Source organism: Streptomyces sp. NPDC059499, assembly GCF_042749285.1.
Taxonomy (GTDB): domain Bacteria; phylum Actinomycetota; class Actinomycetes; order Streptomycetales; family Streptomycetaceae; genus Streptomyces.
This window is the reverse complement of the sequence record NZ_JBHYTT010000018.1, coordinates 68,717-83,310: the sequence shown is the minus strand read 5'-3', so window position 1 is coordinate 83,310 and position 14,594 is coordinate 68,717. Positions and strand designations below refer to the sequence as shown.

At 66.6% G+C, this 14,594-nt stretch carries 13 protein-coding genes; 6 read left to right on the top strand and 7 right to left on the bottom strand.

The genetic code is table 11. The annotated features are described in order from the left end of the window. The first annotated feature begins 46 nt into the window (after nucleotides 1-46). Entirely contained in the window at nucleotides 47-1,048 is a 1,002-nt protein-coding gene (locus ACFW9O_RS31000; protein ID WP_384613915.1) for a DUF6236 family protein, read from the top strand. Nucleotides 1,049-1,134: 86 nt separating this feature from the next. On the opposite strand, the gene ACFW9O_RS30995 is transcribed toward ACFW9O_RS31000, so the two are convergent. Beyond that, nucleotides 1,135-2,175: a CBS domain-containing protein gene (locus tag ACFW9O_RS30995; RefSeq protein WP_384613913.1), complete on the bottom strand. Its 1,041-nt coding sequence runs from the start codon at nucleotides 2,173-2,175 to the stop codon at nucleotides 1,135-1,137. Then, nucleotides 2,172-3,992, bottom strand: coding sequence for a DUF262 domain-containing protein (locus ACFW9O_RS30990; protein ID WP_384613912.1), 1,821 nt, complete (start codon nucleotides 3,990-3,992; stop codon nucleotides 2,172-2,174). Before ACFW9O_RS30990 ends, ACFW9O_RS30995 begins: the two co-directional genes overlap by 4 nt. A gap of 181 nt (nucleotides 3,993-4,173) precedes the next feature. Between ACFW9O_RS30990 and brxD the strand changes: the two genes are divergently transcribed. Together brxD and ACFW9O_RS30980 are read left to right on the top strand one after the other, a co-directional pair. Then, on the top strand, nucleotides 4,174-5,520 hold the full coding sequence (brxD, locus tag ACFW9O_RS30985; RefSeq protein ID WP_384614010.1) for a BREX system ATP-binding protein BrxD: 1,347 nt from the start codon (nucleotides 4,174-4,176) through the stop codon (nucleotides 5,518-5,520). After that, nucleotides 5,517-7,673, top strand: coding sequence for a DEAD/DEAH box helicase (locus ACFW9O_RS30980; RefSeq protein WP_384613910.1), 2,157 nt, complete (start codon nucleotides 5,517-5,519; stop codon nucleotides 7,671-7,673). Before brxD ends, ACFW9O_RS30980 begins: the two co-directional genes overlap by 4 nt. A 189-nt stretch (nucleotides 7,674-7,862) precedes the next feature. On the opposite strand, the gene ACFW9O_RS30975 is transcribed toward ACFW9O_RS30980, so the two are convergent. The 4 genes from ACFW9O_RS30975 to ACFW9O_RS30960 form a co-directional block, all read right to left on the bottom strand. Then, complete coding sequence (locus ACFW9O_RS30975; protein ID WP_384613908.1) at nucleotides 7,863-8,414, bottom strand: DinB family protein; 552 nt, start codon at nucleotides 8,412-8,414, stop codon at nucleotides 7,863-7,865. 50 nt (nucleotides 8,415-8,464) lie between these two features. Beyond that, entirely contained in the window at nucleotides 8,465-8,959 is a 495-nt protein-coding gene (locus ACFW9O_RS30970; protein ID WP_384613906.1) for a cupin domain-containing protein, read from the bottom strand. 272 nt (nucleotides 8,960-9,231) lie between these two features. Continuing rightward, nucleotides 9,232-9,540, bottom strand: coding sequence for a protein kinase (locus tag ACFW9O_RS30965; protein ID WP_384613904.1), 309 nt, complete (start codon nucleotides 9,538-9,540; stop codon nucleotides 9,232-9,234). Nucleotides 9,541-10,044: 504 nt separating this feature from the next. Continuing rightward, on the bottom strand, nucleotides 10,045-11,358 hold the full coding sequence (locus ACFW9O_RS30960) for a hypothetical protein (RefSeq protein WP_384613902.1): 1,314 nt from the start codon (nucleotides 11,356-11,358) through the stop codon (nucleotides 10,045-10,047). Between the two features lie 438 nt (nucleotides 11,359-11,796). On the opposite strand from ACFW9O_RS30960, the gene ACFW9O_RS30955 reads away from it, so the two are divergent. Together ACFW9O_RS30955 and ACFW9O_RS30950 are read left to right on the top strand one after the other, a co-directional pair. Beyond that, nucleotides 11,797-12,198 (top strand): hypothetical protein, encoded by a 402-nt coding sequence (locus tag ACFW9O_RS30955; RefSeq protein WP_384613900.1) that lies wholly within the window; start codon nucleotides 11,797-11,799, stop codon nucleotides 12,196-12,198. Between the two features lie 312 nt (nucleotides 12,199-12,510). Beyond that, nucleotides 12,511-13,065, top strand: a complete 555-nt coding sequence (locus tag ACFW9O_RS30950) for a DUF6234 family protein (protein WP_384613898.1) — start codon at nucleotides 12,511-12,513, stop codon at nucleotides 13,063-13,065. 29 nt (nucleotides 13,066-13,094) lie between these two features. Here the strand turns inward: ACFW9O_RS30950 and ACFW9O_RS30945 are convergent, their stop codons facing one another. Continuing rightward, nucleotides 13,095-13,727: a hypothetical protein gene (locus ACFW9O_RS30945; protein WP_384613896.1), complete on the bottom strand. Its 633-nt coding sequence runs from the start codon at nucleotides 13,725-13,727 to the stop codon at nucleotides 13,095-13,097. A gap of 128 nt (nucleotides 13,728-13,855) precedes the next feature. On the opposite strand from ACFW9O_RS30945, the gene ACFW9O_RS30940 reads away from it, so the two are divergent. Then, nucleotides 13,856-14,593, top strand: a complete 738-nt coding sequence (locus tag ACFW9O_RS30940) for a class I SAM-dependent DNA methyltransferase (RefSeq protein WP_384613894.1) — start codon at nucleotides 13,856-13,858, stop codon at nucleotides 14,591-14,593. The last annotated feature ends 1 nt before the right edge of the window (nucleotide 14,594 follow it).

Below are 14,594 nucleotides of genomic sequence, written 5' to 3'. Positions count from 1 at the left end.
CGGTGGGCCCGTTCTTTGGACGTGCGTTCCAAAGGGGAGAGAAGCGATGCCCACTCTGCTCTACTATCCGCTGGTCAAGCCTCCGCAGGAGATTCTCCACCAGGCGCTGTTGTACTGGGACGGCATCGCGTCCGTGGTGCCGGAATCTCGGGAAGTGTACGAGGAGGCTGTCTCGAACGAGCTGGAGGATCTCCAGTATCGGGGCCTCTACCACCCGGTCGCACTCAGTGCTCTGGGCGGCTCTCTGCCGGGCATGGGACGGCGAGGCGGGTTGTATGGAGTCTTGATGGAGGAGCTACGCCTGTTGGCCGCTGGGCCACCCCTCCCGCGGGTTTCCCTTTTGGACCCACACCTCTACCGGTCGAAGATCGCATACCTGTTGGAGGACGAGGTTGTACGCCTCGGCTTGGGGCAGCGGCTGGACGGATCTCCTTACAGAAGCGTGGCAGTGCCTAAGGAAGTGCAGTTGCTTCTGATAGGCGTTGCGGCGCGGGAAATTGCTTCTCAGGCCATCGACCGTTCATACACGCCCTACACCGATCAAGTATCCGCCCATGAGACCTCTCTGCGATTGCCGGCAGGTGGCCGTGGGGTAGGGGCCTGGAGAGTCGAACTCGGTCGTCTTCTGCCCGTCCCAGCGCCAGGGACTCCGACCTCGAAGGTTCTGGCCTTCCGTGACCGGTATAGCGACGAGCGGCAGCGCTTGATCGCCGCCACTCAGACCATGCTCGGTGACCTCTGCCGCAACTGGGAACATCCTGCCGATGTCCTGCAACAGATGCGTGTGGAGCTGACGCAGGCACGCAAGGAGTATGAGTCAGCGGCGAAGAGCAGTCGGTTGGCGTGGGTCAGCAGATCTGTCTCGGTCACCGTGGGAGTGGCTGCGGCCGCCGCAAGCGCCTTGATCGTCCCGGATCTCGCCTGGGTCGCCGGTGTGGCGGGCAGTATTGGGTTCAATGTTGCCACCCGTGAAGTGCGCCCGCTGTCCCAGGCGAAGCGGGACCATCCGTTCAGCTATTTGCATCATGTTGATCAAGAGTTGGCCTGAGGGCGACCCGCGCTGCATGGCGAGCGTCACCCGGCTCTCCGACTTTGATCGGCAGATCAAGACCACAGAGGGCCGGGCAGGTTGTTTCATGAGACGAAGTCCCGGAGCAGCTTGGCGAACGTCGTCAGCTCGAGGAGCAGCTGCTCCGGGAGCGGTTTCTCATCGAAGTGGGCAATCCGATTCCGGATGTCCTTGACGCGTTCCAGGTGGCGGACGAACTGGGCCCGGTCCATGGCCGGCCAGTTGAGTGTCGCCCAGTTCCGGTCGGCTTGCGCGGCGAGGGTCTGCTTCGTCTGGTTGCCGTCCAACAGCCTCAGATAGTCGCCGAACATCAGATCCGACACGAGACCGGTCCGGTGCTCGGCCTTCTTGTTCGTCTGGACCGCTTTGATCGTCTCCTCGTCGAACGCCGTGCCGAGGCATCGGCGAAGCAGCGATTCGATCTCGCCCACGATGAAGAAGGGGCGCGCGGCTCCTTCGAAGCGTTCCGTGACGTCGGCGGCCGTGATCCTCCCCGTCAGGCATCCGTCGTCTCCTCGGACAAGGAGATATCCGTGCTCCCTGATGGTCGGGAGAGATATGAAGAGCTCCTGGCGGGCATCGGCCACCGGCAGGGAATCCTTCTCCATCGCGTTCTCGAGCGTCTGTTCCTTGCCCATCTCGTGCATCTTGGCAACGGACCGCCACGTGACCACACCGTGGAGTGCAGCCATCCCGGTCGTCACCGGCACCTGCTCAAGTCCTCTGGTGCGCATCAGGTACGTGGTCTGAGGCAGCGTGGTGCCGAGGCCGACGCACCGCACTCCACGGCGTGCGGAGGGGAGGTCCCCGAGGAGGAGCCGCTGCGGAAGCACGTGCGACGGCAGTGCTTCGTCGGTCTCGTCCGCACCGCTGACCTCTGGTGGGGCGGCAACGGAAGACTTGGGAACGACGTCGACCTCGTCTCGCGAACCACACACGGCGAAGTCCGGCAGCGTCGTCAGACCGACGTCGGTGAGCGCCTGGGAGATCAAGTGCACAGTCCCGTGGTTACGCACACGTACGTGGAACAGATCGAGGATGCGTTGTACGGGCACGGTCGTGCCTTTGAGGGCTACAAGCTGCTGTTCGGTGGGCTTGGCAGTCATCGGCGGCCATCACCCATCGCATCGCGGTGCATGGTTCGCTTGCCCATGGCGGAGTCCACCAGGTCCTGCAACTGCCGTGACCGGTCTGCATAGAAGCGTTCGTAGTCGTTGCTGCGAAGGGCGTCGGCATCGATGAGATGGGTGGCGATCACATCGTCGAACCACTCGGGCCGCATGTCGGAGGCAGCGACCAAAGAGGAAAGATACGAAGCCGGTGCGCCCGTCATGTTCTGCGCGGCTCGGTAGGACAACGGCGTCTTGTTCACGATCGAGTTCGTCGGGAGAGATTGCCCGTGCCGTTGCTGAACCCAGCCCTTGGGGAAGATCTGGCGGACATCCACCGCGTACTCATCGAGTCGGCCCGGGTTCAGAGGCGCTCCCGTGAAGTGCCAGTCCACTGCGCCCTGCTTGATGAGCAAGGCGTAGATGCCCTTGTAGGCGGCGCTGTTGCGGGTGGTCAGGTTGTCCAGCCGGTCGGCGATGAAGAAGGCATCGCTGATGGTGTCGGGTGCGTTGCCCGCCCGCCGGAGCCAGGCAACGAGCTGCTCGACGTCGCGAGTGAACCGCGTTTCGGTGGAGCCGCCGTACATCTCGCCCAGGACGCCGCACCAGTACCACTGGGCAATCATTTCTTCGGCGCCGAGGCTATCGGTGCCCTCACCGATGATGGCTCGAACGGCAGCCAGGGGGACCAACTGCGTGCGGTACGGCAGATCTGCGGCACGGACGATGCACTGCTGCTGGAGGAATTCTCCGACCCAGGCGAATGACTCGGCCACCCGCGGCGCCAGCCGGTCGAAGTCGGCGAGTGGCAGCTCGAGGAGATCACGCCTCTTGCAGGAGACTGCAGCACCGACGCCTGCTTGCTTGCGCTCCCAGGTGCGCACCAGGGCGACGGCCTGCAGGAAGTCGCTGCTGCTCAACCCGTTTTCGATGCCCTGCTCCAAGCGGCCGAACACGGGGTACTTGCCTGCGAGGTTCTGCTTGATCTCGCGCCAGACGTCGGGAAGGCGGTAGTAGTCGCTGCCCGGTTGCGCGGAATAGTCGCGGTCTCCCGCATACGTAGCTGTGAGCAGCTCGAACACGTTGAGCGGTACGCCACCGGTGTTGACCCGCTCGAAGACCGCGCAGACGGCGTCCATGGAGGTTGTGGCAGCGAGTCGGATCATCGGCACCTGGAAGGTGCGGATCTGCTGCAGAACCATCTCGTCGAACTGGCCCCAGAGGTCCCAGTTCCGTTCCTCGTCCGCCTTGATGTACGCCTTTTTCCAGGAGTTCACCCGCTGGGTGTCAAAGACGAACTGGAGAGGGAAGAGACCGGCCGAGCACTCGTCCTCCATGGTGCGCAGGTCATGCACCACCGTCCGGTTGAAGTCCGTCTGGAGGAGTTTGTTCGCCGGCACCGAGATGATCGACTCGTCGCGATCCGCGGGAGGCCCTACCGCCTTCGCGATGTCGACGTAGTACCAGCGCTGGATCGACTTGCCCCGAGCGTCCGCCGTCTCTACGGGAACGTCCAGGGAAAGGGCCTGGAACAGTGACGTGAGCCGCTGCTGCCCGTCCAGCAGCAGAAGTTCCGGCTCCTTGGCCTCACCGAGCTGTGCACCGGTGAGGGTGCGGGCGCGGAAGCGGGAGCTTCCACCCGTCTGCAGGGTCATGACGACCCCGAGCGGATAGTCGAGCGTGACTGTGGCGATGATGGCTCGGATACGGTCGTCGTCCCACTTCCAGTCACGCTGGAAGTCCGGAAGCTGCAACGTGCCTAACGCGACGTCCGCGAGTACTTCCTTGAGTTTGACGTTGTCGAGTGCCGCCATGATTGTCCCCCACCCCTGACGCATGCCCTGTACAGAGCGTGATTCCATCAATATGCCAGGGTCACCGTCAACTGTTCCCCTCAGGCTGACCGCAATTGACAGGGTGATCACGTCGCCGGGCAAGTGTCGACCGGGCGCCGGTGGCGCAGCACAAGTCGGCGGCAATGGGACACTGACATACGTGAGTGCAAACGGATCCATGCGTCCTACCCAGGTCAGTGCGGCGCGCCGCCGCACAGTGATCGATGCTCTGCGACGCGGAGCCGTGCCGGAGAGCGGGCTCGACCTGCTGGCCACAGGGCTCGGGCGGTTCGAAGCTGCTGTTGACGCCGAGCTCGAGGCAGTGGCGTCGGGGGCCTCTGCGTTCAAGGCCGTACGGGGTGAGTACGGGTCCGGTAAGACGTTCTTCACCCGATGGCTGGGCGAGAGGGCCAAGCGACGCAACTTTGCCGTCGCCGAGATGCAGATCTCGGAGACCGAGACTCCGCTTCACAAGCTGGAGACGGTGTACCGGAGGCTGACCGAGCGGCTCACGACGCCGAGCTTCCCGCCCAGTGCCCTACGTCCTGTGGTCGATGCCTGGTTCTATGCGCTGGAGGAGGACGCCCTCGCGGACGGAGCGACCGAGGAGAACCTGCCGCAGAAAGTCGAGAAGCTCCTTGTGGCCCGGCTCGCCGAGGTTTCCCGGCACGCGCCGTCCTTTGCAGCAGCGCTGCGTGGCTATCGGGCGGCGCTCGCGGAAGGCGACGAGGCGACGGCGGCGGCCGTGCTGGCATGGCTCGGCGGGCAGCCGCATGTTGCCGCCGCCGCACGCAGGGCCGCCGGGGTTCGTGGCGACCTCGACCACTTCGGTGCCTTCGGTTTCCTGCAAGGCCTGCTCACCGTGCTGAAGGACTCCGGGCACGCGGGCCTCTTCGTCGTGCTCGATGAAGTGGAGACCCTGCAGCGGGTCCGATCCGATGCCAGGGACAAGGCGCTCAACGCGCTGCGGCAGCTCATCGACGAGGTGCACTCCGGGCGCTTCCCGGGTTTGTATCTGGTGATCACCGGCACTCCTGCCTTCTACGACGGTCAGCAGGGCGTTCAGCGCCTAACACCACTGGCTCAGCGCCTGGCCACCGACTTCACCACCGATCCGCGCTTCGACAATCCACGTGCTGTGCAGGTTCGGCTTCCCGGCTTCACCCAGGAATCGCTGATTGGGCTCGGCGTCACGATCCGCGATCTATACGCGGCGGGAGCCGAGGCGCCGGAGCGGATCAGCGAAGTCGTGGACGATGCTTACGTCGCAGATCTGGCACGGGCGGTCGGTGGCGCCCTCGGCGGGAAGGTCGGTGTCGCGCCCCGGCTGTTCCTCAAGAAGCTCGTCGGGGATGTACTCGACCGGGTCGACCAGTTCGACGACTTCGATCCCCGGCAGCACTACAAGCTGACCGTCGCGAGCAGTGAACTCACCGATGTGGAGCGCAATCTGGCGGCCTCGGTGACCGCTTCAGCCTCCGCCGACGACATCGAGCTGGACCTGTGACGGCGGTGGACGACAACGAAGGCGACGTGCTCGAACGGCTCGACCCCGTCGTACTCCACCACATCGTCAACTCGCTTGGCTGGCCCGACCTACGGCCACTGCAGCGGGCGGCCATCGCCCCCCTCATGGACGGCGAGGACGCCGTGCTGCTCGCTCCGACTGCCGGCGGCAAGACCGAGGCGGCCTGCTTCCCGATACTGTCCGCGATGGCCGCGCACAAGTGGACGGGCACCTCGGTGCTGTACCTGTGTCCGCTCAAGGCACTGCTGAACAACCTCGTCACACGCGTCGACACGTACGCGCAGTGGCTGGGGCGCAGGGCAGCGCTCTGGCACGGTGACACCAAGGAATCCCAGCGACAGCGCATCCGTACCGAGCCGCCGGACATCTTGCTCACCACGCCTGAGTCTCTCGAAGCCATGCTTATCGGTGTCAAGACCGACCACGCCCGCCTGCTGGGCACGGTGCGCGCCGTCGTGGTCGATGAGGTGCATGCCTTCGCCGGCGACGACCGCGGGTGGCATCTGCTCGCCGTACTCGAGCGCCTGGAGCGAGTCACCGGGCGGCCCATCCAACGAGTCGGCCTGTCGGCCACGGTGGGCAATCCGCAGCACCTGCTGGGCTGGCTGCAAGGGTCGGGCGCAGGGAAACGGCCAGGCAGGGTCATCGCACCCGATGTCGTGCTTCCTGATACCTCTACACCGGGGGCTCCTCGGCCCGCGGGGGAGGTGGAACTCGACTACGTGGGATCGCTGGAGAACGCTGCGAAGATGATCGCCGCACTGCACCGGGGAGAGAAGCGCCTTGTTTTCTGCGAATCGCGCAGACAGGTGGAAGAGCTCGGCGCGGCACTCAGAGCTCGCGAGGTGACGGTCTTCCTGTCACATGCTTCCCTCTCGGTGGATGAGAGGGCCCGCTCCGAGCAGGCGTTCGCCGAGGCGCGGAACTGTGTCATCGTCTCCACCTCCACCCTGGAACTCGGCATCGACGTGGGTGACCTGGACCGCGTCATCCAGATCGACTCGCCTGCCTCCGTCGCCTCGTTCCTGCAACGCATCGGACGTACAGGGCGACGCGACGACACCGTACGGAACTGTCTGTTCCTGACAACACGGAAGGAGACTCTGCTGCAGGCGGCCGGGCTGCTGCTGCTGTGGGGTCGCGGATGGGTGGAACCGGTGCTGGCGCCGCCCGAGCCGCGCCACCTCGTGGCCCAGCAGCTCCTCGCGGTCACCCTGCAACAGCACAAGCTCGGGGATCAGTTGTGGCCACAGCAGTGGAACGGGCTTGCTCCATTCGACCGCTCGGCGGCGCATGTTCTGCACTACCTGGTGGACGAAGGGTTTCTCGACGAGGACGGTGGGCTGCTGTTCGCAGGACCCGAAGCTGAACGCCGTTTCGGGAGACGACACTTCATTGACCTGACGGCGTCCTTCACCGCGCCGCCGCAGTTCACCGTGCTGTCCGGTAGAACAGAGATCGGCCGGACCGATCCCACCGTGCTCACTGAGGAGCGGCCGGGGCCGAGAAGGCTGTTGCTGGCTGGGCGCAGCTGGGAGGTCACCTTCATCGACTGGACACGCAAGCGGGTCTTCGTCGAGCCGGCCGACGGTGGCGGCATCGCCAAGTGGATGGGCGGTGGCATCGCCGGACTGTCGTATGCGCTGACGCGTGCACTGAGAGAGGTGCTGCTGGGCGCCGACCCGCCTGTATCACTCACCAGGCGAGCCGAAGCGTGTCTGACAGAGCAGCGGGAGGCCGACGCACCGGACACGGTGCACCCAGGCGGGACGCTCGTCACGCGCGTCGGGAACGACGTGCGGTGGTGGACATGGGCGGGATACAGGGCCAATGCCACCCTCGCTGCCACCTTGCCGTCGATCGCCGACCCGGTGCAGCGGCCGACCGACGGCTGGCTGCGGCTGCGCGAGGACCTGACTCCGGCCACCTGGCGTGCGGCCCGTGAGAGTGCGGACGACGGGCTTGTCCTGCCCGACGTGGACCGCCGCGCGGTTCGCGGGCTCAAGTTCTCGGCCGCGCTTCCGGAACGGCTTGCGGTGGCCACGGTTGCGGCCCGGCTGGCGGACTTCGAGGGTGCAGGGGCGGTGCTGGCTGAACCTGTGCGGTTTCACCATGTGACTGGAGCCGGGTGAACGGGCGCGGCGCCGTGCGCAGCATTGGGTGCAGCTGAGGCCGTCTCCACGGTGAGTGCGGCGGCCCGACGCGCGAAGTGCCACGTCCGCAAGTCGGCGCCGAGCTCATATCGGTCCCAACTCAATCCTCAGGGCAGCCTCGTCAACCGAACCACGAGCTCCGGGGCGGGCCAGCGCCCGTGCCCAGTCTTACAGGCCCTTGGTGCCGTCGATCCGCTCGCGGAGCAGGTCGGCGTGGCCGTTGTGCCGGGCGTACTCCTCGATCATGTGGATGAGCACCCAGCGCAGCGACACGGTTCCCCGCCACGCGTCATCCCCCATGACGTCGAGGTGCGGCGCCTGCCTGGCGAAGTTCTCGGCGAACATCGCCTCGGCCCGCCAGGCCTCCCATGCCGCCGCGACCGCCGCCGGGTCGGACACCGCGCCGTCGAAGTCCCGGTCGGGGTCATCCTCCGAGGAGAAGAGGGGCGGAGCGTCCTGACCAGCCAACACCCTCCGGAACCAGCGGCGTTCCACGTCGGCGAGGTGGCGGACCAGGCCGAGCAGGGAGAGCGTGGACGGCTCCACGGACCGCTGGGAGAGTTCAGCCCCCAGGCCGGCGCATTTCAGCTCCAGAGTCGCGCGGTGATCTCCGAGGAAGCCAAGAAGCATGAGCCGCTCGTCGCCGGTCGCAGGGCTGGTGAACCGGCGGTCGGGTGCGCTGCCTACGAACACTTCAGCTCTTCTGCTCGAGATGGTCATGTCCGCAATTATTGACAGCAGTTGAAGCGATGGTCCCGCCCCTTTTCCGGCTACTTGGCGGCCTTGAGGACCGCGTCCCAGGCGGGACTGTCGACGTAGTGGTTGTCGTACTGCTCGGAAGAGTCCTTGATCTCCTGGAAGTCGGCTTCCCCGCGCATGACCCGGCCAAGAAGGCGAAGGTAGTCGAAACGGGGCATCCCGGGGCTGAAGACGAACAGGACGTCGGCCTCGGCGCCGGGGGCTGCGGCGAAGGCGTGCGGGGTGTGGGGCGGAACAAGGAGGAAGTCCCCCTTGTCCAGGACCTGGACCGTGTCGTCGACGAGGACCTGGAGCGACCCGTCCAGGACGAAGAACAGCTCCGAGGCCCTGGTGTGGAAGTGGGCGGGGGCACCGACCGCGCCCCTGGCGAAGGACGAGCGGTAGCTGGTGAGCGCGCTCCCGTCGGTCCCGTAGTCGGCGAGCAGGGTCATCACGCTGCTCGGGTCACTGGTGGTTTCCGCAGTGGCGGAACGGGTCAGTACGGGCTTCAGTGCGGCGGTGTTCATCAGGCACTCCCTACGTGGTGACCGGGTCCCGGGGCGTTCGCCCCAACCTCGTGGTCTCCACACTAGGCGGCTGAATGACATGCCAAGAGGTTCATTCAAGCGCCGAAAACATGGGTCAATTCTGTACGACGGCGGCCCCAGACGGAGATCATCGGGGCGGTGGCCAGGTCGAGCCGACCCGTGGCGACATTCGCCAGGTGGCGGTCGATCTCCTTGTTTGGCACCCGATCCTGGGAGCCGGGCAGCACGGCACATTGGTCGGCCCTGCGAGATCAGCCTGTCGGACACGGGGCAACAGCTCTCCTCGGTGGCGGCCCACGGACCTGCTCAGGGGCCATGAACTGCGGCGACCCGGCGGCGGAGCCGGTCGATGAGAGGGTGTCCGCGTCGGTCCCTTCAAGGGCGCGGGCGATGCCGAAATCGATGACTTTCGGCCCGTCCGGCGTCAGCAGCACGTTGGACGGCTTGAGATCCCGGTGGACGATGCCGGACTCATGGACAGCCATGAGCGCCAGAGCCATCCGGTTGGCCAGGACCTGCGCGGAGGCCGACGGCAGCGGACCGAAATCGCTGGCCACCACCTGCTGCAGGTTCGGCCCCGGCGACGTACGCGGTCGCGATCCAAGGAGGCGTCGCCTCGGTGTCCGCTTCGAGCACCGTAGCCGTCCACGCATCGCTGACCCGTTGGGCCGCGCGAACCTCCCGCGCGAACCTGGCCTGGAAAGTGGCGCTGTCGGCAATCTCGGTACCGATTGTTTCACAGCGGCCAGCCTGCCGGTCGGGGCATCGCGGTGCCGGCCCAGGTAGACGCGCCCCATTCCGCCGGCTCCGATACGGCTCAACAAGCAGTAGGGGGCCCGAGATGCGTCGGGTCGACCTGAGCGAGCCGCTGCATGAGTGAAGTCCTCGCCCCCGAGAGCCTTTGTGGGCTGATGATGCCATGCCAACAATGCACCGAAGATCCGCTTCGTGGCCTGTGTGCTCGGTGCTCGTTCGGGGAGGGTGGTCGTGTGGGCGCAGGATCCGTCGCCCGGAGTGTGAATCGGTGTGCGGGAACGCAGAGAGGACTCCGGGAAACCAGATCACTAGGTCTGCGCGGGCAGCGCAGGGAACACGATCACCGAGCCGTCCTTCTCGCGGGCGATATCGATTGCCACGTCTGTCGCGCGGCTGTCGACCATGGCACCGCCGCCCAGCTGGTGAATGCGGTTCGTCGCGCGCATCAGGCGATCGACTTCACCGGTAGTGAAGACGGGCCGCAGACTCTGCGGGCGTGCCAGCTCCAGCGCCGACAGGCGTACCAGGACACCGGCGATGCCCGACTCCAGAGCGGTGAGGCGCTGATGGTCGCGCTTGAGTACGCGGGCGAAGTTCTCGAACAGGTTGCCGGGGTCGCTCTGGGCATGCTCGACGGCCTGCAGGACGATGACCCGCTGCTTCAGCGCAATGGCCAGGGCAGCGAGTTCGAGGTGGGCGCGGAACGTACCGCCGGGTTCGTCGACGCCGGGGAACGACTTGGTCAACGTGGCGATCTCGACGGCCTGGCCGTCGGGCACCTTGTCGAGTGCGCTCTGCCACCGGGCCAGGCGGCGGTCAGCCTTGCCCAGCGCCGTGTTGATGGCATGCACTGCGGAGTCCAGTCCCAGCGAGGCACCGAGCTTGCCCTGGTCGAGCAGAACGGCGGTGGCCTTGTCGATGGCATCGCGGCAGCCGTCGAGTTCGCTGTGCTCGTCATCGAGCTTCTCTTCGTGCAGTTGCTCCAGCAGTTCCGTGATGTGCTCGATCGCCTGCTGGCGCTTCTGGTCGACATGCGCGCTCACCCCCACCGCCACGGCCATGAGCACGAGCGGCGCGGCCACGGTGAGCGCCACGCTGCCGGCGGCCGCGACGCCGGCTGTCGCACCGGCCCCACCGGCTGCGCCCGCCGCTGCCGCTTTACCGACCGGCACGAACGTCGCATTGGCGGCAATGCCAGTTGAGTTCATGAGTGCACTGTGGATGCCACCGGCTGCCGCCTTCGACGGCATCGAACGAACGATGCCCTGCCCGAACTGAGCGGCGACCTTCGCCGGAACCACCATGTGGTACAGGTTTTCGCCGGCCGCAGTCGCCTTGGCCGCCACAGAGGAACTTCGCGCTGATTGCGTGATGAGCTGCGACAGGTGCTGTGCCAGGGGACTCACGGCATCGAGCGGGATACCCCGGCTGCGGTCGAGCGTGTCGGGCAGCGGATGTACCTCAAGTGTGGCGATCGGCTCGGCGGCCAGGGCGGCCAGCACGCTGCGCAGTTCACCCAGGCGCTCAGCCGTCATCGGCTCGTCTCCGGCCACTGCGGGCACCTGGACGTCACCGGTCGCCAGCGTCCACACCGGAACGGTTGCCTTGCGGTAGTCAATCATCGTCTCCCCCTTGTTTGCCCACAGCCGGCTGCGGCTGACGTCCGAGAGGAACGGCATGAACCCTGATGTGATCAGCCGGGATGCAAACGCTGATGATCACTGGTGGCATGCCTGCCCAATGGCCGCGCCAACTCCCCCTGAACGCAGCCAATCTACGTGATCCGTGAACGTGCAAACGCCCTGTGCGGGAAGCGGTCGGCCTCGGAACCGATCACGGACAGATACGGCCGGGGCCAAGGGCCCGGCCCGCGCTCTTCAGCGCACCGCTGAACCAGACCGTCTCTCCGTACCCGAACGTGGATGACGAGGCTCTGTTCCGCGCCAACCGAGGATGCTGGGTTCTCGGTGAACGTGCCGACCGGGAGCAGTTCGCTTTGCTGTCCGCGCAGGGCGTCGTACGCCAGGCGATCGAGATCGACCGCCTGGCCCGGGTGTCCGGTGGCCGCAGGGCCATCGAGGGCCGGTTCCTGGAGGCCGGCGCCGGTCACCCTCGGCTGGTTCCTGCCGGGGCACGATCAGAAGGCTCTGCACGACCGCGTCGCCAAGATCGGCACGGTCCACGAGTTCATCCACTGGTTCGACCGCACGTTCACCGAGGACGTCCGGAGCATGTCGTCCCGGATCGAATCCATCACTCCGCACGCGAACAGCAAGGATGTGTGCAGCGCGCACAGCGCCGCAGCCGGATGCGGATCGCTCATCGCGGACGTCGTCCTGAGCGACGCGGGCAGCGAGCACGTCGTATGGGCGGTCTGCGCCCGGTGGCTCCAGAAGAACCCCGAAGCGACAGCCTGGCTGGGGACACATCCCGAAGCCGCAGCGCTGTTGGGTGCCTTCTGACCATCCATGGGAGCGGCGGGGCGGGTGGGGCGAAACTGCGTCGGCGGTCCTGGTGCGTGCGGTGGCCGACACCCTCCGCGAGGAGCCGTCGACGACCTGATCCCGGTCGGGAGCTGCCGGGGCCTGGCCATTCCCGGCACCGGTCGCTCCCTGCATGGCCCCACCAGGCACGCCGAGCACCAGGACTCGCGCGCGGGAGTGCACTCGACCGACGCCCCGTACATTCACGGGCCGGACAAGAGCCGACAACGACTCGGTCTCGGATCGGCGGACGGTGGCGTGGAGCGCGTGGTTCCGTACGAAGGTACGACCATGACCACGGAGCCGGGTTCCGGCCATTCGCTCCTGCCGGGGCGTGCGCACCATCCGTCGCGTTCCCCGGGCTCCGCGGGCGACGGGTTCGAGGGCGGGTGCCTAACCCTGCTGGCCGTGCTCATCGAGATCCCCGCTGCCCTCGTGATGGCCTTGTCGTTGGGAATGCGAGGTTTGGCCCAGTCGGCGAATGAGACGAACGAATCCCCGGGACATGTCGGGACGCCCCCGATGGACTGGGTGCCGGTTCTGTGGCTCGGCGGATTCACACTGGCGGTCCTCGTGGTCGCCGGGCTGTTTCTGCGCTCGGGGCATCCGTTCGCGGGGTCGTTCCAGTTGCTGATCGGAGCTGTCGTACTGACGGCCACGATTGCTACGGGGACGGCCGAGTACGAGCGGGCCCATCCTGCGCCGCTCCCGCAGTGCCCGACACAGGCCGGGGTGCCGTGCGCTCCACAGGATCCCGGTGCCCCGCCTGCGAACGACCGAGGCTCCCAGGGGCATCAGTGCCGCAGCGGCGGCGACAGCGACGAATGCGCGGGCAGCGGCCGCTGACCGACCTGGGGGCGCATCAACCGGCGTCCTCAGACGGGGGAGGGCGTGTTGCGGGGCCACCGCGTGCCGGTGTGTTCCGACGCGGCCGCCCTGAATGCTTCCAGCAGGGCAGATCCCGGATACGTCCCGAACGTGGCGTACTTCCAACGGTAGTAACACGCCCAGTAGTTGACCGCCAGACGCTCCATACGCACGAAGAACGCGGGGTTCCGGGCGATGAAGTCACCGTAGAGCTTGCGCTGGGTCGAGCCAGGGACAGCGAGCCCCGGAAGTCCATGTCCGATCGCCTCAAGGATCTCCAGAACGTACTCGCCGGTCAATCGCACGACGAAGGGAGCGGTCCAGGGCTCGCTCGATTCCAGGACCTGTTCGATGTGCCGCTGGCGGACGTAGCCGTCACTGTGGCGGGAGTACAGACAGTGCGCGATCACCTGTTGGGGCGGGGTCAGGGAAGTCTCCCAGCCGGCAGCCGGCTCGTCCTGATAGAGGCGCGAGGGGATGGTGACCGTCTCGCCCTGCACGTCAACCCGGAAGGGATCCAGCGGCGAATACTTGGCATCGGGCATCACCGCCGAGACGCTCCGTACGTCACCGGCCAGCCGGGACGGAAACGCTGCTGACAGGTCACTGGCCGGGAACGTCGGTTTCGCAGGCTGCTCCACAGTACGAGGATAGGCGGCGGCCGGGCCCGGTCCCGTGAGCCAGGCGCGTTGCCGCACTCGGGGGCGTAGCGGCTTCTCGGGCGAAATCCGGTGGCTACACGCCGTGCCGCCTGGCAGCCTTCGGCCGCATGGATGCCGACGTATGGAACGAACAGGTCGCACAGGGATACGACGAGTCATCGGCGCACATGTACACGCCCGAAGTCCTGGGCCCTACGGTTGATTTCCTCGAGCGCCGTGCCGGTCAGGGGCCGGCGCTGGAGTTCGCGGTGGGAACCGGGCGCGTCGCGCTGCCGCTGAGTGCGCGAGGGGTTCGAGTCGCCGGGATCGAGAAGTCGGAGCCGATGGCCCGGGAGCTTGCCAGGAAGCCTGGCGGCCGCGATGTGGTGGTGACCGCAGGAGACATGACGACCTGCCGTGTGCCGGGTGCGTTCGGCCTCGTCTACCTCGTGTACAACGCCATCACCTGCCTGCTCTCCCAGGAGGAGCAGATCGCGTGTTTCCGCAATGCCGCGAGGCACCTGGAGCCGGGCGGTCGATTCGTGATCGAGGTCTTCGTCCCAGAACTGCAGCGGCTGCCACCCGGCGAGACCGCCCGCCCGTTCCACATCGGCGAGCATCACGTCGGCTTCGACACGTACGACGTGGTGAACCAGCTGGTGGTCTCCCACCACTACACGATCGTCGACGGCCAGGGCTCCACGTTCCTCTCGCCCCACCGCTATGTCTGGCCCGCCGAGCTCGACCTGATGGCCAGGCTCGCCGGGCTGGACCTGTCCGAACGGTGGGCCGACTGGAGCGAAGCGCCCTTTACCGCGTCCAGCAGGTCACATGTCTCCGTGTGGCAGAAGCCGGGAGGCCGCTGAT